The organism is Micromonospora sp. CPCC 206061 (genome assembly GCF_036906915.1).
In the GTDB taxonomy this organism is placed as follows: domain Bacteria; phylum Actinomycetota; class Actinomycetes; order Mycobacteriales; family Micromonosporaceae; genus Phytohabitans.
In genome coordinates this window covers 75,441-95,536 of sequence record NZ_JBAKHX010000025.1, presented here as the reverse complement: position 1 = coordinate 95,536, position 20,096 = coordinate 75,441, and the positions used below count along the sequence as shown (strand labels likewise).

Here is a 20,096-nt window from a genome sequence, read left to right as displayed (position 1 = left end):
CTCTACCGCTTCATCCAAACCAACGCCATCACCACTTGACACAAGCCTTCACAGATCAAGGGCAGATGCATGTGCTTTGACCTCACTTCCACGTGCGAATGCCCTTGATCGACGCTCACCGCAAGCGGGCGGCGTACGTTCCCCACGCGGTGGACGGAACGACCAGGCTCGAGCCGTCTACACCGCGCGCGACACGGAACCAATGGACGGGCCAGGCCGAGCTGGTCCTAGTAGGACACAAGAAGATCGGCCCCTGACCGCGATGACGCTGGTCAGGGGCCGATCGGAGAGCCTGTGGCGGGTGAAGGATTCGAACCTTCGTAGCTTTCGCGACGGATTTACAGTCCGCTCCCATTGGCCGCTCGGGCAACCCGCCTAGGGCGCGCCGCCGCTCCGTTCGCGGCAGCGGAAGCAAGGATAGCGGGTGCACCGGGGTGCCCTGCAAACGGGTACGGTCGGACATCACAGACCACGGACGCCACGTAGCAGGAGCATGATCATGGCAGCGAACCCGTCGTTCGACATCGTCAGCAAGGTCGACCGGCAGGAGATCGACAACGCGCTCCACCAGACGGAGAAGGAGCTCTCCACTCGCTTCGACTTCCGCGGCACGGGTGCCCAGATCTCCTGGTCCGGCGAAGAGGGGGTGAGCCTCCAGGCGGAGACCGAAGAACGGGTCAAGGCGGCTCTGGAAGTCTTCAAGGAGAAGCTGGTCAAGCGAAACATCTCGCTCAAGTCACTGGAGTCGGGCGAGCCGCGCAGCTCCGGCAAGACCTACAAGATCGACTGCACGGTCATCCAGGGCATCAACCAGGAGAAGGCCAAGGCGATCACCAAGAAGATCCGCGACGAGGGGCCAAAGGGCGTTCAGGCGCAGATCCAGGGCGACCAGCTGCGGGTGACCGGCAAGAAGAAGGACGACCTGCAGGCGGTCATCTCGCTGCTGAAGCAGGAAGACTTCGGGGTCGCGCTCCAGTTCACGAACTACCGGTAGCCAGCGCCTGGTCGAGGCGCGCGGTGGCGAGGGCGTCCGCGCGCGCGATGGCGCCGGATGGCATGGCCGTCACGATGGCGGCTGCGCCCACCGCGGCGCCCGCGAAGAGGAACGCCCACGGCACGCCGCCGGGCTGGTCGACGATCACGCCCGCGACGGAGCCGCCGACCGCGCTGAACGCCACGGCCACGGTCACCATCCAGGTGTACGCCTCGTTCAGCATGCTGGCCGGTGCGATCCGGCCCACCATGTTGTTTTCGACGGTGAGGGCGGGGGCGATCGTGGCGCCGCCCACGGCGAGCGCCAGGCCGAGCGCGATCGGGCTGGGCATGAGCGGAAACACCGCGAACGTGGCCGCCAGCGCACCGAGCAACAGCGCGAACTGCCGTACCTGGTTGCGGGCGGGGCGCAGGGCGCCGAACCAGATCCCGCCCACCGCACTACCCATCGCCCATACGGCGAGCAGGACGCCGCCGAGGCTGTCGCCGCTGCTGTGCGCGGCCGCGTAGGCGGGGACGGTCACGGCAGCGGCGCCGAACGCGGTGCCCAGGCCTGCCGCGCAGACGAGCAAGCCGGGAAAGCCGGCCACCCGCAGCGGGCCGAGCCCTCGCGTCTTGACCTCGTCGGGGTGGCGGCTCCAGCCGCGCATCGCACGGCCACGAGCGACGGTGACGGTGCCGGCCAGCGTGACGGTGGCGACGCCGATGATCGCGGCGGCGGGGCTGGCTACCAGTACGAACCCGGCAACCAGCAGCGCGCCGAACACGAACACGAGCTCGAACAGCGAGGTTTCGACGGCCATGGCGGCGCTGCGGAGGTGATGACGGCCGCCGCGGGGGTCGGTCAGGCTGTTCCAGGCGCCACGGATCGCGGCGGTGAGCGGCGGGTACGTCGCACCGGCCAGCGCCGAGCCGGCGAAAGCCAGGGGCAGTGCCTCCGCGGCGGTGGCGGCCAGGAGCACGAGCAGGGCAAGCGGGTGCGCGATACCGGTGGCGAGAAGCACCCGGGACGGGCCGATCCGGTCGGCGAGGCGTCCGGCGATCGGGCTGAGGGCGGCGCCGGCGATGGCGTAGATGCCGCCCGCGATCGCGGCGGGCGTGTAGCGGCCGGTGACGTCCTCGACGAGGAGCAGGAGGGCGAGTGGGGTCATGCCGATGCCGAGTCGGGCGATGATCCCCACGATGAGCAGGACCGGCGCGCCGGGAATCCGCCATACCGCCAGGTATCGGCGCAGCGCCGCCACGGCCCAACCTCCCCGTGTAATGACCGGACTAGTGCTTCGACCCTAACCAGAGATCCGGGACGGCACGAAGGACGTGGTGCCGGACGTCACACCCAGCACCGATCAAGGGCATCTGCATGGATCAAGGGCAAACGCACGTGGATCTGAGATCCAACCACGTGCGTTTGCCCTTGATCGACGGAGAAGGGGGCGGGGGGTGTAGCGAGTTACTGGTGTTCGACGGGGCCGGACCGGGCTGCCATCTGCTCCAAGCGGCGGACTCGCTCGGCCATGGGCGGGTGGGTGGAGAAGAGGCTTGCCATGCCGCCGCCCTTCAAGGGGTTGGCGATCATCAGGTGGGCGGTGCTGGCGAGCTGGCCCTCCGCCGGGAGCGGCAGCTTCTGGGTGCCATAGTGGATCTTGCGGAGGGCTGAAGCCAGGGCGAGCGGGTCGCGGGTGAGGCCCGCGCCGGACGCGTCAGCCTGGTACTCGCGGCTCCGGCTGATCGCCATCTGGATCACCGAGGCCGCCAGCGGGCCGAGGATCAGCATGAGCAGCAGGGCCGCCGGGTTGACGCCGTCGTCGTCGCTGCTGCCGAACGGCAGGAAGATCGCCATGTGCGCGATCACCGTGATGATGGTCGCCAGCGCGCCCGCCACGCTCGAGATGAGGATGTCCCGGTTGTACACATGGGACAGCTCGTGGCCGATCACACCACGCAGCTCGCGGTAGTCGAGGATGTCGGTGATGCCCTGGGTCACGCAGACCGCGGCGTTGCGCGGGTTGCGGCCGGTGGCGAACGCGTTGGGCTGCATCGTCGGGCTCATGTAGAGGCGGGGCATCGGCTGCCCGGCCTCGGTGGCCAGCTCACGGACCATTTGGTACAGCGCGGGGAACTGAGCCTCGCTGACCGGCCGCGCCCGCATCGAACGGAGCGCGATCTTGTCGGAGAAGAAGTAGCTGATGCCGTTCATGGCCAGCGCGACGAACGCCGCCAGGACCAGGCCGGAGCTGCCGCCGAACCAGTAGCCGACGGCCAGCACGAATGCGGATAGCAGGCCGAGTAGAGCGGCCGTCTTGAGGCCGTTGCGGAAGCTGTGCACGATCACTCCTTCAGCACGCGGAGCGTTGTAGGCTCCGGTACCCGTTCAAACAACCGGATACCCCTTTGATCTTCCGCGCGTAGCTGAGAGTTAGCTGTTAACGGCGTCGAGCACCAGCTGGGGAGCGAACCCGATCACGATGGCGATCAACGTGACGGCGCCTAGCGTGGTGGCGACCAGCCACGGCACGCGAGCCGGAGCGGGACGCGCCATGGGGGCGTACAGGAGTGCGGAAACGCGTACATAATAGGCCAGACCGACCACCGCGTTGAGTGCGACGACGACGGCGAGCCAGCCGGCACCGCCTTCGAGCAGCGACCGCACGACCGCGACCTTCGCGAAAAGGCCGGCCAAGCCGGGCGGCAGCCCGGCGAGGCCGATGAGCGCGAGCACCAGCGCCGCGCCCACCCAGGGCCGCTGCCGGGCGGCGCCGCGATACTCCTCAAGCGTCCCGCCGTCCTCGCCCGGTCGCAGCGCGACCACCGCGCCGAAGGCGGCCAGCTCCAGGACGACGTAGAAGGCGGTGTACGCGAGCGTCGCGGCGACCGCCGTGGCCAGCTCGGCCCGGCCGTCGGCCAGCATGAACGCGCCCAGCGGCGCCAGGATGTATCCGGCCTGCGCCACCGACGACCAGGCCAGCAGCCGCACCATGCGGGTCTGCCGGAGCGCGACCAGGTTGCCGACGGTCATGGTCAGCACGGCGAGCACCGCCAGAGCCGGGCCAGACTTGTCGAGCGCGGGACGCAGCCCGTCGACCACGGCGTACAGGATCGCGATGATGCCGCCAAGCTTCGAGGCCGTCGACAGGTAGGCGGCGATGGGGACCGGGGCGCCGTCGTACGCGGCGGGGGCCCACGCGTGGAACGGCACCGCCGCCACCTTGAACGCGAGCCCGGCCAGCACGAGCACCACCGCCACGCTGGTGAGCGGGGCGTCGGGCAGGTCGCCGGCCGCCAGCGCGGTGAAGTGCACCCGGCCGGCGACCGCGTAGAGCAGGGCGGCGCCGAGCAGCGTCACGGCGGTCGCCACGACGCTCACCACGAAGAAGGTGACGGCGCCCTCGGCGCTCGCCACGGTGCGCCGCCGCAGGCCCACCAGCACGTAGAGCGGCAGGGTCAGGGTCTCCAGCGCCACGATCAACGTGATCAGGTCGCCGGCCGAGCCGAGCACCACGCCGCCGGTCATCGAGCAGGCCAGCAGGAAGGCGTACTCCCCCGGCGGGACGTCGCGGGTCGCGGCGGAGATGCCCAGCACACCGAGCGTGAGCAGCGCGAACAGGACGGCAACGAGCGCCGACCGGTCCGTCGAAAGGAACGAGCACGCGTCGCCCGCGCAGAACGTGGCCCGGTCGCCACCCCGGCCCACCAGCACGGCGCCCACGGCGGTCGCGGCCGCGCCCAGGGTCGCCGCCGCGAACACGACCCCGCGTCGCCCTACGAACAAGTCCGCCAGCAGCGCGAGTACCGCCGTGCCAGCCGCCAGATATACCGGTAGCAGCGCGACGTGGTCGACGGATTGGGTCATGCGCCGCCTCCCGCAGCCGCCACAAAGCGAAGGGAACTGTAAGGACGCGCCGCTCGCCGCCGCCACGAAGCGTAGGGAGCGAAGCGACCAGAGCGACTGGCGGCTACCGGGAGGCCCGAGCCGCCCTCGCGGAGCGAGGGCCAGAGTTGCAGCGACCGAAGCGACTGGCGGCTACCGGGAGGCTTCGGGGCGCATGGCCCCCGCGAGCGGAGGCGAGCGCAGGATTGCGGCATCATGGCAGCGCCTCCAGGAGGGCTTGCACGGGGCCGTCCGCCATTCCGAGCACGAGGCCGGGCACCAGGCCCACGGCGAGCGCGAGCACCACGAGCGGTGCCCAGGCGGCCACCTCGACCGGCGCCAGGCTTGGCGGCACGAGAGACCCCACAGCCGGGCCGTGGGTGACGCGGCGGAGCAGGCGCAGGAAGTACGCGGCGGTCAGCGCGCCGCCGACGGCGGCCACCACGCCGAGCGTCGTCCACAGTGGTCCACCCCGGTCGATCGCGGCGACCACGGCGAACGCCTCACCCCAGAACCCGGCCAGCCCCGGCAGGCCCAGCGACGCGATCGCCGCGAAGCCGAGCACGCCCGCCAGCCGGGGCGCGGTCTCGCGGAGGCCACCGAGCTGCGCGAGATCACCGGTGTGCGCGCGTTCTTTGATGGCGCCGGCCAGGAAGAAGAGCAGGCCAGTGATGATGCCGTGCGCGACGTTGCCGATGAGGGCGGCCTGGATGCCGGTGGCGGTCAGCGTGGCGACGCCGAGCAGCACGAACCCCATATGGCCGACGCTGGAGTACGCGATGAGGCGCTTCAGCTCGGTCTGGGCCAGGCAGACCAGCGAGCCGATCACGATCGCGGCGACCGCCAGCATCCCGAGCACCGGCGCGGCCCAGCGTGCGCCCTCGGGCGTCACGCCGACCGCGACCCGGATCAGCCCGTACGTGCCCATCTTCAGCAGCACGCCCGCCAGGATCACGCTGCCGACCGTGGGCGCCTGCGTGTGCGCGTCGGGGAGCCAAGTGTGCAGCGGCCACAGTGGACTCTTCACCGCGAACCCGACCGCCAGCAGCGTGAACGCCACGAGCTGCGTGGTGCGCGACAGCTCCCCGCCGCCGGTCAGGGCGACGATGTCGGCGGTGCCGGCGCTCGCGACCACCGTGAACACGCCCACCAGCAGCAACACCGAGCCGAAGAGCGTGTAGAGCACGAACTTGCGCGCCGCGTGCGCCCGGTCGCGGTCACCCCAGACGGCGATCACCGCATACATCGGCAGGAGCACGACCTCGAAGAACACGAAGAAGAGCACCAGGTCGAGCGCCAGGAACGTGCCCAGGATGCCGACCTCGATCACCAGCAGCAGCGCGACGAGGGTGCCGCCGCGGCCCGGGTCGGGGGTACGCCACAGCGTGAAGCCGCAGCACAGCAGCGTGAGCAGAGCGGTGAGCACGATCAGGGGATACGAGACGCCGTCGACGCCGAGGTGGAAGTGCAGGTTGAGCGCCGGCACCCAGGCGTAGTCGACCTCGTGCCAGGGCCGCACCGCGGCCGGCCCGTACGAGAACCACGAGTTCCGGTACAGCGGCACGCTGGCGATGAGCGCACCGCCCGCCGCGATGGTGCCGGCGATCCGCCCGATGCGGTCGGGCAGCAACGCCGCCGCCGCCGCTCCGACCGCCGGCACGGCGAGCACCACGATGAGCAGCGCGTTCATAGGAAGGCTCCTACCGCCGCGAGGAGGACAGCGGCCGCGAGGACCGCGGTCGCGGCCCTCGGAAGTGCGGACCTGTGGGCACCGGCCACCCGCCGAGCCAGGGTCACCGTGCCGGTCGCGGTGCCCTCGACCGCTCCGTCCACTCCGGACTCGTCGCCGCGGCGGACCATCGCGGCGAGGGCACGTGTCGGGCGTACCACCAGGGCGTGCTGGACCTCGTCGAGCCAGAACGCGCGGGCGAAGGCCGGGACTGCGGGCAGGTCGCGCCAGCCGAGCGCGACACCGAGCGCGAGGAGTGCGATCGGCAGCAGCAGCCACGCGTCGATGTGCACGTCGTCGAGGCCGAGCGCGTCGCGGAAGGCCGGCAGGAAGGCCGCGAGGCCGAGAAGGGCGCTCGGCACGGCCAGCAGCACGACCGGCCAGCGCATGAGCGGCGGCGGGTCGTGCGGGGTGCCGGCCGCCGCGCGGGTGCCGAGAAAGGTGCGGCGGAGCAGGCGGGTCGCGTACCAGGCGGTGACCGCCACGCCGACCAGGGCGGCGATCAGCACCAACCAGCCCACCCACGCCGGCGCCGGGCCCTCGGGGTGCCGCGCGACCGCGATGATCCCTTCCTTACTCCAGAAGCCGGCGAGCGGCGGCAGCCCCGCCAGCGCACCGAGCCCGATCGCGAACGACCAGAACGTCACCGGCATGTCGCGCCGCAGCCCGCCCATCGCGGACATCAGGTTGCTGCCGACGGCGTGGATCACACAGCCGGCCGCGAGGAAGAGCAGCGCCTTGAAAGCGGCGTGCGTCAGCAGGTGGAACAGCGCCGCCGAGGTGGAACCGACCGCGAGCGCGCCGGCCATGTATCCGATCTGCGAGACCGTCGACCAGGCCAGCACCCGCTTGATGTCGTCTTGCGCGGTGGCCGTCAACGCGCCGATCAGCAGCGTGACCGCGGCCATCACGCCGAGCACGGCGAGCGCCGCGCCCGACTCAAGGAACAGCGGGTACAGCCGGACGACCACGTAGATGCCGGCCGCCACCATCGTGGCCGCGTGGATGAGCGCGGAGATCGGCGTCGGGCCGGCCATCGCGTCGGGCAGCCACGTGTGCAGGGGGAACTGGGCGCTCTTGCCCGCGACACCGGCGAGCAGCAGCAAGCAGGAGACCGTCACGGTAGTGCCGCTCAGGTCGGCGGCCAGCACGTCGGCGATGCGGAAGCTGCCGGCCGAGACGCCGAGCACTGCGATGCCGATCAGGAACCCGACGTCGCCGACCCGGGTGACCAGGAACGCCTTGACCGCCGCCGCGGGCGCCTCGGGCAGGCGCCGGTCGTGGCCGATGAGCAGGTACGAGCAGATGCCCATGACCTCCCAGCCGACCATCAACATCATCAGGTCGCCGGCCACGACGACGAGCAGCATCGCCGCGGTGAAGAGGCTGACCTGGGCCGCATAGGGGACGTACCGGTCGTCGTCGTGCAGGTACGTGATCGAGTAGACCTGTACCGCCAGCGCCACCACACCTACCGCGACCGCCACCAGCGCGGACGCCTGGTCGAGGCGGACGCCGAGCGTCACGGTGAGCCCCCCGAAGTCGACCCACTCCCGGCTGCTCTCATGCCCGTCGCCCACAGCGGCCAGCACCCAGATCGCCAGCCCGAGCGCCGCCGCCGCACCGGCCACCGCGAGGGCGGCCGCGACCGCACGGGCCTGCAGGGGCAGCAGGAGACCGATCAGCGCGACGGCGAACGGCACAGCCGGCAGCGCGAACCCGGCGGCACTCACGCGTCGACCCTTTCGAGGGGCACCTCGTCGACCGCGACGGTTGCCCGCAGGCGGTAGAGCTGGAGCACGATCGCCAGTCCAACACCAACCTCGGCCGCCGCGATCACGATCACGAAGAGCGCGAACACCTGCCCGGTCTGCGGCAGCGCTGCCCGGACCGTCGTGTCGGCGGTGACCAGGATCAGGTTGACGGCGTTGAGCATCAGCTCGACCGACATCAGCACCAGCACGGCGTTGCGGCGGCGGAGTACGCCGTACACGCCGAGACCGAACAGCAGCGCGGCGGTGACGTACGGGATGACGGGCCTCATTCCTTCGCCCCGATGTCCGGGCGGGACACCACGATCGCGCCCACCAGAGCGGCCAGGAGCAGCACCGACAGCACTTCGAACGGCAGCACCCAGGAGCGGAAGATCTCGGTGCCCAGCCGCTCGGCGGTGCCCGCCTCGGGCAGGTCGACCTTCGTCCACCGGAACGCGTCGATCAGCAGTGCCGCCAGGCCCAGCCCCGCGCCGCCCCCGACCAGGAACGCCGGCCAGCCGGGACGGTCGAGATCGTCGGACGCGCCGATGGGCGCCCGGGTCAGCATCACCGCGAAGAGCAGCAGCACCACAACCGCGCCAACGTAGATCAGCACCTGCACCCAGGCGACCAGCTCGGCGGTCAGCACCAGGTACAGGCCGGCCACCGCCCCCAGGCAGACCACCAGGTACAGGCCGGCGCGCACCAGATGCTTCGTGGTGACCACGAGCAGCCCTGAGCCCACCGCCACGGCCCCGAGCCCGAGCAGCAACACGTCAGCGGCGGTCACCTCGGTGCCGCCTTCTTGACGGCGGCCGTCTCCTCCTTGGAGGGCTCGCCGTTGGGGTCGTGCGGTGGTGGCGGCGGCACGGTGGCCATCCACTCGCCGAGGCGGCTCTTGTCGTGCAGCAGGTCGCGGATGTCGTACTCGGCGTACTCGAACTCGGGCGTCCAGTACAGGGCGTCGAACGGGCACGCCTCGATGCAGATGCCGCAGTACATGCACAGCGAGAAGTCGATGTCGAAGCGGTCGAGGACGTTGCGCTGCCGAGCCCGGGCCGCGCCGGGCACAACCACCTCTTCCTTGTGCGAGTCGATGTAGATGCACCAGTCGGGGCACTCGCGGGCGCACAGCATGCAGACCGTGCAGTTCTCTTCGAGCAGCGCGATCACGCCCCGGGATCGGGGCGGCAGGTCAGGCTCGACGTCCGGGTACTGCTGTGTGTGCGACCGGCGGGTCATCGTCTTGAGGGTGACCGCCAGCCCCTTCGCCAACCCCTCGCCAGGCACGCCCATGCCGCATATCCTGCCCCCTCGGCCGTTGGGGCGCGAGCACCCCGTGACTATGCGCCGGGCGGCGGGGTGAAGTCGACGCCCAGTTGCTGGAGGACTTGGAAGAGTTCGTTGACGCTCCACACGTCGATGATCTTGCCGGTGGCGTCGAAGCGCAGGAACGTCGCGCCCGAGTAGGAGACCACGGTGCCGGTCGGCGGCACGGGGCCGAACTGGCCGAGTTGGGTGCCCGCCGCCCGCCAGTGCACGGCCGCCCTCTGGTCCTGCACCACCAGGTCGACGATCTTGTAGCGAAGGTCGGGAAACGCCGCCCGCCGGTCGCGGTGCCAGGCCAGCACGCCGTCCGGCCCGGTCGTGCCCAGCCCGGGGCAGTCCGGCGCCACCAGCTCGTACACCGACTCTTCCCGGGCGCCGTTCCAGACGTCGGCGACGAAGCGCCGCACCGCGGATTCCACCGCGCTACATCGCGATCTTGACGGCGGCGGTCAGCACGAGCTGCGCCAGGGCGACCGGCACGAGGACGAGCCAGCACAGCCGCTGGAGCTGGTCTTCGCGCAACCGCGGGTACGACACGCGCAGCCAGATGATCACGAAGGACACGGCGAACACCTTGACGAGCGTCCACAGCCAGCCGAGATAGTCGTCGCCGAACGGCCCCTGCCAGCCGCCCAGGAACAGCACGGTCGTCAGCGCGGCGATCACCACGATGCCGACGTACTCGGCGAGGAGGAAGAACGCGAACCGCAGTCCCGTGTACTCGGTCATGTATCCGAAGACCAGCTCGGAGTCGGCGATCGGCATGTCGAACGGCGGCCGCCGGATCTCGGCGACGCCGGCGATGAAGAAGACCGCGAGCGCGGGCGCCTGCCACAGCAGCCACCACGGCTCCCACGCCTCGACGATGCCGGGCAGCGACAGGGTGCCCGCCGCCATCGCGATGCTGGCCGCGGCGAGCACCAACGGCAGCTCGTATCCGAGCAGCTGCGCGGCCGCCCGCAGCCCGCCGAGCAGGCTGTACTTGTTGGCCGAGGCCCAGCCGGACATCAGTACCGCCACGACGCCGACGCCTACGACGGCGAGCGCGAAGAACAGGCCGATGTCGAGCGCCTGCCCGACCAGGTCACCGGGGCCGAGCGGGATGACCAGCAGCACCAGCAGGTAGGGCACGAGCGCGACGAGCGGCGCCAACCGGAACACCGGCCGGTCGGCGGCGCGCGGGGTGACGTCTTCCTTCTGCACGAACTTGACGCCGTCGGCGATGAGCTGGGCCCAGCCGTGGAACGCGCCCGCGTACATGGGGCCGAGCCGGCCCTGCATGTGCGCCATCACCTTGTGCTCGGCCTGGCCGACGATCAGGGGCAGGGTCAGGAAGGCGACCACCACACCGCCGACCCGGATGGTGAGCTCCAGCCACAGCGGCATTAGGCCGGCCCCCATTCACCGGGTGCCGGCACACCAGGCGGCCGCATGGGTGCGCGCTTGCCGCCGCCGTGACCCGACTCGCCCGGCTCCTTCGCGCCCGGCCACGCCTTGGCCACCCGGGACGCGAGCACGAACTCCTTGCGCAGCGGGTGCCCCTCGAACTCGGGCGGCAGCAGCAGCGGCGCGAGACCTGGGTGCCCGGCGAAGTCGATCCCGAACATCTCGTGGGTCTCCCGCTCGTGCCACGCGGCGCCCGGGTAGATCGACACGACCGACTGGACGGCGGGCTCGTTGCGCGGCACGACCGTGCGGACCAGCACGCCGTGCCGCCAGCTCGTCGACCACAGGTGCGCCACGATCGCGAACCCGGCGTCGAGCTCGTCGACCGCCGACAGCCAGTCGAAGAAGTCGCACGCGAGGTCGGCGTCGTCGCGGGCGGCGGTCAGCGCCGCGATCCAGGCGTCCGGCGGTACGTCGACGGTGCCGCGAGCGTACGGCCCACCGCCCGATACGGTCGCTACGCCGTCCGTTACCTGCCCGGCGAGCCGCGTCCCGACCTCCTCCGGCGTCATGCGCCGCCGCCCGCAGTCGGCCCGGAGTCGAGGAAGCTGTGAGAGCGCGCCGCCCGCAGCCGCCACAAAGCGGAGGGAGCGCAGCGACCGGAGCGACTGGCGGCTACAGGGCGGCTTTCAGCGCCCGAACCGCCCGCGCGGAGCGAGGGCCAGAATCGCAGCGACCGAGCGCAGGGTCGGCTACAGGGCGGCGTCAAAGGCGCATGACCCGCGCGAGCGGAGCGAGCGCCAGCTAGCTCGGTCATGCAGGGGAGTCTAGAGCCTCCAGGAGCGCCGCGATCTCGGCGCGCGGCGGCGGAAGCGCGCCCGGGCGGGCGCAGACCGCGGCGGCGGTCGCCACGGCGTACCGCATGGCGCGGCCGACCGAGTCGGTGCTGAAGGCCCCCGCGCGGCTCAGCGCCGAGAGCAGGCCAGCGGTGAACGCGTCACCGGCGCCGACCGTGTCGGCGACGGTGATCTTCGGTGCAGCGCACTCGACGACCTGGCCATCGTGGACGCCCACCGCGCCCGAGCCACCCCGGGTCACCACGACCAGCTTCGGCCCGAACCCGGCCCACCGCCGCGCCACCTCGACGTCTGGCTCGCCGGGCAGCAGCCAGCGCAGGTCCTCGTCGCTGACCTTGACGATGTCGGCCGTGCGCACGATCTCCTCGACCCGGGCCAGCGCGTCGGCCCGGTCGCCGACCAGCGCGGGCCGGATGTTGGGGTCGTACGAGACCAGCGTGCCGGCGGCCCGAGCGGCGCTGATGAGCTCCAGCACCGCGTCGGCGCCGGGCGGCACGGCGGTGGCCAGCGAGCCGGTGTGCAGGCAGGTGACGCCGTCGAGGGCCGGCTTGCCCTGGTACGCCCAGCCGAACCGGAAGTCGTAGGTCGCGCCGCCCACCTCGTCGATCCGGGCGAAAGCCACGCTGGTGGGCGCCTCGGTGACGGCGATGTCGGTGGGCGCGACGCCGTACGTGTCGAGGTGCTCACGCAGCAGCCCGCCGAACAGGTCACCACCGATCTCGGTCGCGAACCGCGCTTCATGCCCGTCGGCGACCAGCCCGACAGCGACGTTGAGCGGACTGCCGCCCGGCTTCGCGTCGAAGCTCCAACTGCCACCGCGACTGATCAGATCGACCAGGCTCTCGCCCACCACCAGGAACGCCACGAGCGTAAGGATAGGGCCATGACCAGCACTCCTACCCTGCCCGTGATCGACCTCTCGGCGGACCCGGACCACTGTCGCGGCTGGCGACGCTCAGACCCAGCGCGGACGCGGCTCCGAGGGCCACCAGGAACGCCACGAGGGCCAACAGCTCCATGGCTACAGGTCCCTGGACCAGACCTCGTCGACCATTTCGTGACCGAACGCGGTGGCCTTGTGCTGCTCGTCGAGGGTGAACCCGGCCCGCTCGTAAATACGGTGCGCGTCCTTGGTCGCGTCGTACGTCCACAGCATGATCCGCTCGTATCCGGTGCGCTTGGCGAAGCGCAGGCACTCCTCGACGAGCCGGCCACCGACGCCCATGCCGCGGGCGCTCGGCTCGACCAGCAGTAGCCGGAGCTGGGCGGTCTTGTCATCACGCCGCACGCACATGACGGAGCCGACCGGGGCGCCGTCGACCTCGGCGATCCAGACGGCCTCGCGGCGCGCGTCGTGGTCGGCGGCGTAGTCGGCGACGATCCGGGCGACGAGCGCCTCGAAGCTGGCGTCCCACCCGAACTCCTGCGCGTAGATCGCGCCGTGCCGCTGCACGATCCAGCCCAGGTCGCCGGGGGCGGGTGGGCGCAGGACGACGAGGTCGCGGCGGGCCGGCTCGCCGAGCAGCTCCTGGATGGTGGCCATGGCGCCGAGCAGCCGGCGCTGGTCGGCCTCACCCAGGGCGCTGATCAGGTCGCCGATCTGGACGTCGGTGCGCTGGTCCAGCTCGCTTTGGGTGGCGCGTCCGGCGGCGGTCAGCTCGATCACCTGGCGGCGGGCGTCGGCAGCGGACCGGGATCGGGTGACCAGCCCGTCGGCCTCGAAGCGGGCCAGGATGCGGCTGAGGTATCCCGCGTCGAGGTCGAGCACGCGGCGCAGGTGGACGACCTCGACGCAGTCCCGGTGGGCCAACTCGAACAGCACCCTGGCCTCGGTGAGCGTGTACGGCGTGCTCAGCATGCCCTCGCCGAGAACGCCGATCACGCGGGTGTAGAAGCGGTTGAAGGCGCGGATCTCCGCAACACGATCACTCATTGCCCAGCTCAACCTTTCCTTTGACTCCGTCAACTATTGCTCGCGCAGCGGGCGTGACGCAAGCGGTTACCCTTGGCCGTGGCCGAGAACGGGGAATTCGCGGACTTCTACGCCGCGACCTTCCGCGCCTTGACCCTCCAGCTGTACGCGTACACCGGTGACCTCTCCGAAGCGCAGGACGTCGTCCAGGAGGCGTTCAGCCGCGCGCTGCCCCGATGGTCGAAACTGAGCGGCTACGACGACCCGGCCGCCTGGGTCCGCCGGGTAGCGTGGAACCTCGCCACCAGCCGGTGGCGGCGCGCCCGACGGTTGCTGGACCTCACCCGGCACCAGCGCCCCGAGCCGGTCGCCGGGCCGAGCCCAGACCGCATAGCGCTCATGGAGGCCCTGACCACCCTGCCGCCGCGCCACCGCCAGGCGGTGGTGCTGCACTACCTGGTCGACCTGCCGGTGAATGAGATCGCCGACATCACGGGAGTGGCCGAGGGCACAGTCAAATCATGGCTGCATCGCGCCCGAGCGGCGCTTGCCATCACAATGGCTGATTGGGCACCGGCCGGAAGGGAGACAGAGGATGTCTGACGACGACCCTCTGCGCTCCGCTTTCGACGAGTTCCGGGCCGACACGATGCCGGAGCTTCAGGCACCCGGCGTGGCCGACGTGCGCCGCCGGTGGATCCGCAGGCGCGCTGTGCAGAGCGGTGCCGCGCTCGCGGCGGTGGCGGTACTGGCCCTGGCCGGGGTCGCGCTCGCCGGACCACCCAGCGCGCAGCCGGAGGTCACCGACTCGGCCAGTCCATCGGCCACACCGACGGCGAGCGCCACTGCGAGCCCGTCGGCCAGCGCGTCGAAGGTACGGCCGGACGCGGGCGGTGAGACACCGCGCAAGGACGGCGGCAACCAGGGCGGCAAGTCCTGCCGCGAGTACGGCGAGGTCGACATCGCCGAGCCGATGACCGACGGCGCGATCACGCTGGCCGCACGGGTCGCCGCCGACGCCGAACGCAAGCTGTGCCCCGGCGAGGAGATCCGGGTCTTCTGGGCCTCCTACGAGATCGACCCGGACGGCACCCAGCGGCTGTTCGGCTCCGGGGTCGGGCGGCTCGACGCCGAGCAGCCCACCGTGCGGCTGGAGATGCAGATTCCGTCCGGCGACTGCCGAGCGTGGTACGTGGGCGCCGGCTCGGCCGAGATCCGCGGCCTGATCCCGCCCGACGGCGGCAGCTATCCCAACGTCATCGACTCCAACAGGGCCGATGGCTGCGTAGAGACGCCGGTTTCTCCCTCGCCAACCTGATTGTCGGAGAGGATTGCGGTGTGCGGGCAATCACGATCACTCCGGGCCAGCCAAACACGTTGCGGCTCGTCGAAGACGCGCCAGAGCCGCCCGAGGCGGAGGGCGCGGTGCTCGTGCACGCGATCGCCGTCGGTGTCTGCGGCACCGACCGCGAGATCATCGCCGGCGAGTACGGCGAGGCACCGCCCGGCACCGGCCAGCTGATCCTCGGGCACGAGTCGCTCGGCCGAGTCATCGAGGACCCGACCGGCACCCTCCAACCGGGCGACCTCGTGGCCGGCATCGTGCGACTCCCCGACCCGGTGCCGTGCATCAACTGCGCCGTCGGCGAGTGGGACATGTGCCGCAACGGCCTCTACACCGAGCACGGCATCAAGGCGCGCCACGGCTTCGCCCGCGAACGCTGGCGGGTCGAGCCCGACCTCGCGGTGCGGCTCGCCCCCGCCCTGGAATCCGTCGGCATGCTGCTCGAGCCGACCAGCGTGGTGGCGAAGGCCTGGGAGCACATCGAACGGGTCGGCGTCCGGGCCCGCTGGGAGCCGGAGACTGCCCTGGTCACCGGCGCGGGCCCGATCGGCCTGCTCGCCGCGCTGCTGGGGACGCAGCGCGGGTTGGAGGTACACGTGCTGGACCGGTCCGTCGACGGGCCGAAACCGGCTCTCGTCGCTGACCTGGGAGCGACCTACCACACCGGCCAGGTAGCCGACCTCGACTTCGAGCCCGACATCGTCGTGGAGTGCACCGGCGCTCCCTCGGTGGTCGTGCAGGTCATCGACAAGGTCGGCCCCACCGGGATCGTGTGCCTGACCGGCGTTTCCTCGGCCGGCAAGCAGGTCGGCGTCGACGCGGGCGCACTGAACCGGGCCGTGGTGCTGGAAAACAACGTGGTCTTCGGTTCGGTCAACGCGAACCGTCGACACTGGACGGCGGCTGCGGTCGCCCTGGGCAAGGCCGACCTGCGGTGGCTCGAAAGGCTGATCACCCGCCGCGTGCCCCTCGACCAGTACGCCGACGCCTACATCCGCCACGACAACGACATCAAGGTGGTCCTAGGGCTCTAGCACGATCTTGCCGACCACCGCGCGGTCGGTGAGCATCCGCAACGCCTTCGACGCCTCGGTGAGCGGCAGCCTGGTGGCCACCTCGGGCCGCAACTCGCCGGCCCGCAGCAGCTCGATGACAGTGGCCAGATCCTCGTCGAAGTGTCGCTTGTGGTTGATCGAGTAGAAGCGGTACCGCCGGCCGTCCGGCTTGAGCGACCACCACAGCATCTTGCCCATCGCGGACGCGAACGGCGCGAGCCGCCAGCCATTGTCATCGACGGCCGCCGCGCTGCCGTACACGATCAGGACGCCGCCGCGACCCAGCGCTCGGTGCGACTCTCGCAGGCCCGGACCGGCGGCGTGGTCGAAGACCGCCGCGACGCCGTCGGGCGCGAGCGCGCGCACGCGGTCGGCCAGGCCCGGCTCGCGGTAGTCGAGCGGGATCGCGCCCATCGCGCGCACCATGTCGTGCTTGCCCGGCGAGGCGGTGCCGATGACCTTGGCGCCGGCCCGCTGCGCGAGCCGGACCAGCAGGGTGCCGACACCACCCGCGGCGCCGTGGACCAGCACGGTCTGACCGGGCCGCACCCTCGCGACGCGGTGCGTCATCTGGTACGCCGTGACGCCGTTGGTGATGAGCGCGACGACCTCGCCGGCGTCCAGTTCGTCCGGTACCGCCACGAGGTGCGTGGCTGGCAGCACCAGGTGCTCCGCCCAGGCTCCTGTACGCGTCATCGTGGCCACCCTCGACCCGGTTGGGAGGGCTACGCCGGTCCCGGTCGCCTCGACCCGGCCGACAAGGTCGTATCCGGGCACGAACGGGAACTTCGGCTGCGCGTAGTAGCGCCCGCGGAGCATCTGGACCTCCGCGAATGCCACCCCGGTCGCCTCGACGCGGATCCGGACCTCGCCCGGCCCGGGGGCTGGCAGCTCGCGCCGCTGGAACTGTAGGACTTCGGGCCCACCCACATACGGCATGACCACCTGCGTCGTCTCCATTGTTACAGCTCCTCACATCCGTTAGAACGTCTAACTGAGGTTAGACTCTCATCCGTGGAGAACGCAACACGTCGGGAGAGAATCCGCGCCCAGACCCGCGACGAGGCGAAGGCCGCCGCCCTACGGCAGATCGCCGCCGCCGGCCCGCAGTCGCTGTCGCTGAACGCGATCGGCAAGGAGTTGGGGATGACCGGGCCCGCGCTCTACCGGTACTTCGCCGGGCGGGACGAGCTGCTCACCGAGCTGATCAGCGACGGGTACCACGATCTGGCCGACACGGTCTCGGCGGCAGCGACGGCAGTGGCGGGCAAGTCACCCGCCGAGCGCATCCGCGCGCTCGCCCGGGCGTACCGCGAGTGGGCGCTCGCCCAGCCACACCGGTACCTGCTGCTGTTCGGGACACCCGTGCCGGGATACGCCGCGCCGGCGCACACGATCGCGGCGGCCACCCGCTCCCTGCGGGAGTTCCTGGAACCGCTCGCCGAGCTGGCGGCCGTCGCTCGCCACCCCGACCTGGAGAACCAGCTCGCGACCGGCCTCGCCGACCGTGACGGCAAAGCCGGCTGGAACGGCGTGGTGCTACGGCTGGGCGTGACCGGATGGACCCGCATGCACGGCGTGCTCAGCCTGGAGGTCGAAGGCCACTTCGAGACGATGGGCTTCAACCCGGCCTTGCTCTACGAGGCCGAAATCAACGACCTGATCGAGTCGGCGGTTGGTTAGAGGCCGGGGAGGAGGCCGTTGCGGAAGAGGTCTACGAAGATCTGGTGGTCCTGGCGGGCGCGAAGCCCGTACGCGTGCGCGAACTCCACCAGGTGCCGCACGAACCCGTCCGGGTCGCAGTCGACGGCCGCCACGATCGCCTCTTCGGTGGAGAAGTCGACCAGATCGTGGCTGGACTCGTCGTCGGCGACCGAGTGCATCCGGGCCACCGCCCGCCCGAGGTCGGTCACCACGCTCGCCAGCTCGTCGGCCTCGTTGACGTCGGCCCAGTCCAGGTCTGCCGCGTACGGCGACACCTCGGCGACGAGCTGCCCCACTCCGCCCAGCTCGGTGAAGCCCAGCCACGGATCGGCGCTGGCCTGGAGCGCCCGCTGCGACTCGGCCGTGCGGTGCCCCTGGTGCCGGAAGTACCCGCGCACCTTCTCATCGGCGATGTGCCGGGCCACCGCCGGCACCTGCGCCTGCTTCACGTAGATGACGACATCGTTCTCCAGCGCCTGGGTGTGCCCCTCCAGCAGCAGGTTGTACGACGGCAGGCCGGCCGAGCCGATGCCAACACCCTTGCGGAGTACGACGTCCTTGATGTGCGAGGCGATCGGCCGGTGCGCCTCGATGCCCACCGGCAGCGTCGTCAAGTAGTGCTCGAACGCCGCCACCACGACCTCCCGGGTGGCCGCGTCGATCTCGTACACGCCCTCGCCCAGCGAGAACCGGCGCTCGTAGTTGTCGATCGTGGTCTGGGTGCCCAGCAGCTCCACCCGAGTGTTCAACCGGGCCTGCTGGAGCACCATGCGGAGCACACCGTCGGCGTTGTCGAGCGTGATCGAGCCGATCGCGTCGTCACCACCGTCGGCGATCGCGCGCAGCTCGGTCAGGTACGCCCGGGCGAACCGGGTGACCAGGTCAGTGATCACCGTGTCGGAGAGCGCCTTGGCGTACCCGATGAGCGCCACGCTCGCGCAGAACCGCTTGAGGTCCCACACGAACGGCCCGACGTACGCCTCGTCGAAGTCGTTGACGTTGAAGACGAGCTGTCCGGACGCGTTCATGTACGTGCCGAAGTTCTCCGCGTGCAGGTCGCCGTGGATCCACACGCGGCTGGTCCACTCGTCGAGGAACCGGTCGTCGGCGAAGTCACCGGTCACGTCGGCGTAGAACAGCGCGGCGCTGCCCCGGTAGAACGCGAACGGAGAGGCGGCCATCTTGCGGAACTTGCGCCGGAACGCGGTCGGGTCGATCGCCATCAGCGCGCCGAACTCGCGCAGCAGCACCTCGGTGATCATCTCGGGCCGCTGGTCGTTTTCCATATTCGGACGGTAGCCGGCCCTGACCAGCACCGGTCCCGGCTGAACGGATCGGGCACGACGGGATTGCGCTAGTCGCGGTCCTCTGGATGCGGGTGCTGATAGTCCAGATCGGTCGATGGCAGCGGCAGGTCGCGGTCGTCGCCGAACGGCGCCCCGGCACCCTGCCGGTCGCCGGTGATCTCGGTGACGGGCAGCCGGCCGTCGGGGCCGACCGGGGGCGCCAGTGGCGGCGGCACCGCGCGGTGCCAGTCGATGTTGTCGGGGAAGACGACCCGCTTGTGTGGCTGCTCGGGCCCGGTGACAAGCGGTGCCGTCAAGGCCTCGGCGTCGTGGCCGCTGGGCTTGGGCACCGCGAGCGGGTCCGGGCGAGCGACCCCGCCGATCCCGGCCTGCTCACCGGCGATCTTCTCCTGGAGGCGCAGGATGCCGTGCAGCAGCGCCTCGGGCCGCGGCGGGCAGCCGGGCACGTACACGTCGACCGGGATGATCTGGTCGACGCCCTTGGTGACCGAGTACGAGTCCCAGTACGGGCCGCCGCAGTTGGAGCAGGCACCGAAAGATATGACGTACTTCGGCTCCGGCATCTGGTCGTAGAGGCGCTTGATGGCGGGCGCCATCTTGTCGGTGACGGTGCCCGACACCACCATCAGGTCGGCCTGCCGGGGGCCGTGCGCGAACGGGATGACGCCCAACCGGATGAAGTCGTGGCGCCCCATGCTCGTCGCGATGAACTCGATCGCGCAGCACGCCAGGCCGAAGTTGAAGACCCACAGCGAGTACCGCCGGCCCCAGTTGAGGACGAACCGGATCGGTTCACCGAGCACTCCTGGCAACTGCACGACACAAGTCAATCACAACCGAACGCGCCGCAACCGTTC

At 70.9% G+C, this 20,096-nt stretch carries 20 protein-coding genes, 1 tRNA gene and 1 pseudogene; 5 read left to right on the top strand and 17 right to left on the bottom strand.

Annotation, left to right across the window (positions count from 1 at the left end):
• Positions 1-295: 295 nt before the first annotated feature.
• Positions 296-376 (bottom strand) — tRNA-Tyr (locus tag V6V89_RS19045).
• A 123-nt stretch (positions 377-499) separates the two neighbouring features.
• Here V6V89_RS19045 and V6V89_RS19040 point away from each other — a divergent pair.
• A complete protein-coding gene (locus V6V89_RS19040; RefSeq protein ID WP_334620502.1) occupies positions 500-994 on the top strand; it encodes a YajQ family cyclic di-GMP-binding protein in 495 nt (164 codons plus the stop codon).
• On the opposite strand, the gene V6V89_RS19035 is transcribed toward V6V89_RS19040, so the two are convergent.
• The 13 genes from V6V89_RS19035 to V6V89_RS18975 form a co-directional block, all read right to left on the bottom strand.
• Complete coding sequence (locus tag V6V89_RS19035; RefSeq protein ID WP_334620501.1) at positions 978-2,237, bottom strand: MFS transporter; 1,260 nt, start codon at positions 2,235-2,237, stop codon at positions 978-980. The two genes, V6V89_RS19040 and V6V89_RS19035, sit on opposite strands and share 17 nt — an antisense overlap.
• A 206-nt stretch (positions 2,238-2,443) precedes the next feature.
• Complete coding sequence (htpX, locus tag V6V89_RS19030; protein WP_334620500.1) at positions 2,444-3,319, bottom strand: zinc metalloprotease HtpX; 876 nt, start codon at positions 3,317-3,319, stop codon at positions 2,444-2,446.
• 90 nt (positions 3,320-3,409) lie between these two features.
• The gene (locus tag V6V89_RS19025) at positions 3,410-4,843 is read right to left on the bottom strand and encodes an NADH-quinone oxidoreductase subunit N (RefSeq protein ID WP_334620499.1); all 1,434 of its coding nucleotides are present in this window, start codon (positions 4,841-4,843) and stop codon (positions 3,410-3,412) included.
• Positions 4,844-5,075: 232 nt separating this feature from the next.
• The gene (locus tag V6V89_RS19020; RefSeq protein WP_334620498.1) at positions 5,076-6,551 is read right to left on the bottom strand and encodes a complex I subunit 4 family protein; all 1,476 of its coding nucleotides are present in this window, start codon (positions 6,549-6,551) and stop codon (positions 5,076-5,078) included.
• Positions 6,548-8,323: an NADH-quinone oxidoreductase subunit 5 family protein gene (locus V6V89_RS19015; protein WP_442935173.1), complete on the bottom strand. Its 1,776-nt coding sequence runs from the start codon at positions 8,321-8,323 to the stop codon at positions 6,548-6,550. The genes V6V89_RS19020 and V6V89_RS19015 overlap by 4 nt, the downstream gene beginning before the upstream one ends.
• A complete protein-coding gene (nuoK, locus tag V6V89_RS19010) occupies positions 8,320-8,634 on the bottom strand; it encodes an NADH-quinone oxidoreductase subunit NuoK (protein WP_334620497.1) in 315 nt (104 codons plus the stop codon). The genes V6V89_RS19015 and nuoK overlap by 4 nt, the downstream gene beginning before the upstream one ends.
• Complete coding sequence (locus V6V89_RS19005) at positions 8,631-9,134, bottom strand: NADH-quinone oxidoreductase subunit J family protein (RefSeq protein WP_334620496.1); 504 nt, start codon at positions 9,132-9,134, stop codon at positions 8,631-8,633. The genes nuoK and V6V89_RS19005 overlap by 4 nt, the downstream gene beginning before the upstream one ends.
• Positions 9,131-9,640, bottom strand: coding sequence for a NuoI/complex I 23 kDa subunit family protein (locus tag V6V89_RS19000; protein ID WP_334620495.1), 510 nt, complete (start codon positions 9,638-9,640; stop codon positions 9,131-9,133). Before V6V89_RS19000 ends, V6V89_RS19005 begins: the two co-directional genes overlap by 4 nt.
• A gap of 47 nt (positions 9,641-9,687) precedes the next feature.
• Positions 9,688-10,080, bottom strand: coding sequence for an ester cyclase (locus V6V89_RS18995; RefSeq protein WP_334620494.1), 393 nt, complete (start codon positions 10,078-10,080; stop codon positions 9,688-9,690).
• 16 nt (positions 10,081-10,096) lie between these two features.
• Positions 10,097-11,059 (bottom strand): complex I subunit 1/NuoH family protein, encoded by a 963-nt coding sequence (locus tag V6V89_RS18990; RefSeq protein ID WP_334620493.1) that lies wholly within the window; start codon positions 11,057-11,059, stop codon positions 10,097-10,099.
• Entirely contained in the window at positions 11,059-11,631 is a 573-nt protein-coding gene (locus tag V6V89_RS18985; protein WP_334620492.1) for an NADH-quinone oxidoreductase subunit C, read from the bottom strand. Before V6V89_RS18985 ends, V6V89_RS18990 begins: the two co-directional genes overlap by 1 nt.
• A 241-nt stretch (positions 11,632-11,872) precedes the next feature.
• Positions 11,873-12,781, bottom strand: a complete 909-nt coding sequence (locus V6V89_RS18980; protein WP_334620491.1) for a carbohydrate kinase family protein — start codon at positions 12,779-12,781, stop codon at positions 11,873-11,875.
• 156 nt (positions 12,782-12,937) lie between these two features.
• On the bottom strand, positions 12,938-13,849 hold the full coding sequence (locus V6V89_RS18975) for a bifunctional helix-turn-helix transcriptional regulator/GNAT family N-acetyltransferase (RefSeq protein ID WP_334620490.1): 912 nt from the start codon (positions 13,847-13,849) through the stop codon (positions 12,938-12,940).
• 78 nt (positions 13,850-13,927) lie between these two features.
• Here V6V89_RS18975 and V6V89_RS18970 point away from each other — a divergent pair, with 78 nt between their 5' ends.
• From V6V89_RS18970 to V6V89_RS18960, 3 genes are read left to right on the top strand one after another with little or no spacing between them, the layout of a single operon-like run.
• Positions 13,928-14,431 carry a SigE family RNA polymerase sigma factor gene (locus V6V89_RS18970; RefSeq protein ID WP_334620489.1) on the top strand — a complete coding sequence of 168 codons (504 nt, stop codon included), beginning with the start codon at positions 13,928-13,930 and terminating at the stop codon, positions 14,429-14,431.
• On the top strand, positions 14,424-15,146 hold the full coding sequence (locus V6V89_RS18965; protein WP_334620488.1) for a hypothetical protein: 723 nt from the start codon (positions 14,424-14,426) through the stop codon (positions 15,144-15,146). The genes V6V89_RS18970 and V6V89_RS18965 overlap by 8 nt, the downstream gene beginning before the upstream one ends.
• A 20-nt stretch (positions 15,147-15,166) precedes the next feature.
• A complete protein-coding gene (locus V6V89_RS18960; RefSeq protein ID WP_334620487.1) occupies positions 15,167-16,207 on the top strand; it encodes a glucose 1-dehydrogenase in 1,041 nt (346 codons plus the stop codon).
• On the opposite strand, the gene V6V89_RS18955 is transcribed toward V6V89_RS18960, so the two are convergent.
• Positions 16,196-17,188: a medium chain dehydrogenase/reductase family protein gene (locus V6V89_RS18955; RefSeq protein ID WP_334620486.1), complete on the bottom strand. Its 993-nt coding sequence runs from the start codon at positions 17,186-17,188 to the stop codon at positions 16,196-16,198. The two genes, V6V89_RS18960 and V6V89_RS18955, sit on opposite strands and share 12 nt — an antisense overlap.
• Positions 17,189-17,242: 54 nt before the next feature.
• Here V6V89_RS18955 and V6V89_RS18950 point away from each other — a divergent pair, with 54 nt between their 5' ends.
• Positions 17,243-17,911 (top strand): TetR/AcrR family transcriptional regulator, encoded by a 669-nt coding sequence (locus V6V89_RS18950; RefSeq protein ID WP_334620484.1) that lies wholly within the window; start codon positions 17,243-17,245, stop codon positions 17,909-17,911.
• Here V6V89_RS18950 and V6V89_RS18945 read toward each other — a convergent pair.
• Together V6V89_RS18945 and V6V89_RS18940 are read right to left on the bottom strand one after the other, a co-directional pair.
• The gene (locus tag V6V89_RS18945) at positions 17,908-19,218 is read right to left on the bottom strand and encodes a DUF2252 domain-containing protein (protein WP_334620483.1); all 1,311 of its coding nucleotides are present in this window, start codon (positions 19,216-19,218) and stop codon (positions 17,908-17,910) included. The two genes, V6V89_RS18950 and V6V89_RS18945, sit on opposite strands and share 4 nt — an antisense overlap.
• Before the next feature lie 287 nt (positions 19,219-19,505).
• Positions 19,506-20,057: pseudogene (locus V6V89_RS18940) on the bottom strand (NADH-quinone oxidoreductase subunit B); the annotation flags it as partial.
• Between the last annotated feature and the right edge of the window lie 39 nt (positions 20,058-20,096).

What these genes read in the sequence shown, in the direction of transcription:
- V6V89_RS19040 (WP_334620502.1), top strand. Translation starts at nt 500, where the DNA reads ATGGCAGCGAACCCGTCGTTCGACATCGTCAGCAAGGTCGACCGGCAG.
- V6V89_RS19025 (WP_334620499.1), bottom strand. Translation starts at nt 4,843, where the DNA reads ATGACCCAATCCGTCGACCACGTCGCGCTGCTACCGGTATATCTGGCG.
- V6V89_RS19020 (WP_334620498.1), bottom strand. Translation starts at nt 6,551, where the DNA reads ATGAACGCGCTGCTCATCGTGGTGCTCGCCGTGCCGGCGGTCGGAGCG.
- nuoK (WP_334620497.1), bottom strand. Translation starts at nt 8,634, where the DNA reads ATGAGGCCCGTCATCCCGTACGTCACCGCCGCGCTGCTGTTCGGTCTC.
- V6V89_RS19000 (WP_334620495.1), bottom strand. Translation starts at nt 9,640, where the DNA reads ATGGGCGTGCCTGGCGAGGGGTTGGCGAAGGGGCTGGCGGTCACCCTC.
- V6V89_RS18990 (WP_334620493.1), bottom strand. Translation starts at nt 11,059, where the DNA reads ATGCCGCTGTGGCTGGAGCTCACCATCCGGGTCGGCGGTGTGGTGGTC.
- V6V89_RS18985 (WP_334620492.1), bottom strand. Translation starts at nt 11,631, where the DNA reads ATGACGCCGGAGGAGGTCGGGACGCGGCTCGCCGGGCAGGTAACGGAC.
- V6V89_RS18975 (WP_334620490.1), bottom strand. Translation starts at nt 13,849, where the DNA reads ATGAGTGATCGTGTTGCGGAGATCCGCGCCTTCAACCGCTTCTACACC.
- V6V89_RS18965 (WP_334620488.1), top strand. Translation starts at nt 14,424, where the DNA reads ATGTCTGACGACGACCCTCTGCGCTCCGCTTTCGACGAGTTCCGGGCC.
- V6V89_RS18955 (WP_334620486.1), bottom strand. Translation starts at nt 17,188, where the DNA reads ATGGAGACGACGCAGGTGGTCATGCCGTATGTGGGTGGGCCCGAAGTC.
- V6V89_RS18945 (WP_334620483.1), bottom strand. Translation starts at nt 19,218, where the DNA reads ATGGAAAACGACCAGCGGCCCGAGATGATCACCGAGGTGCTGCTGCGC.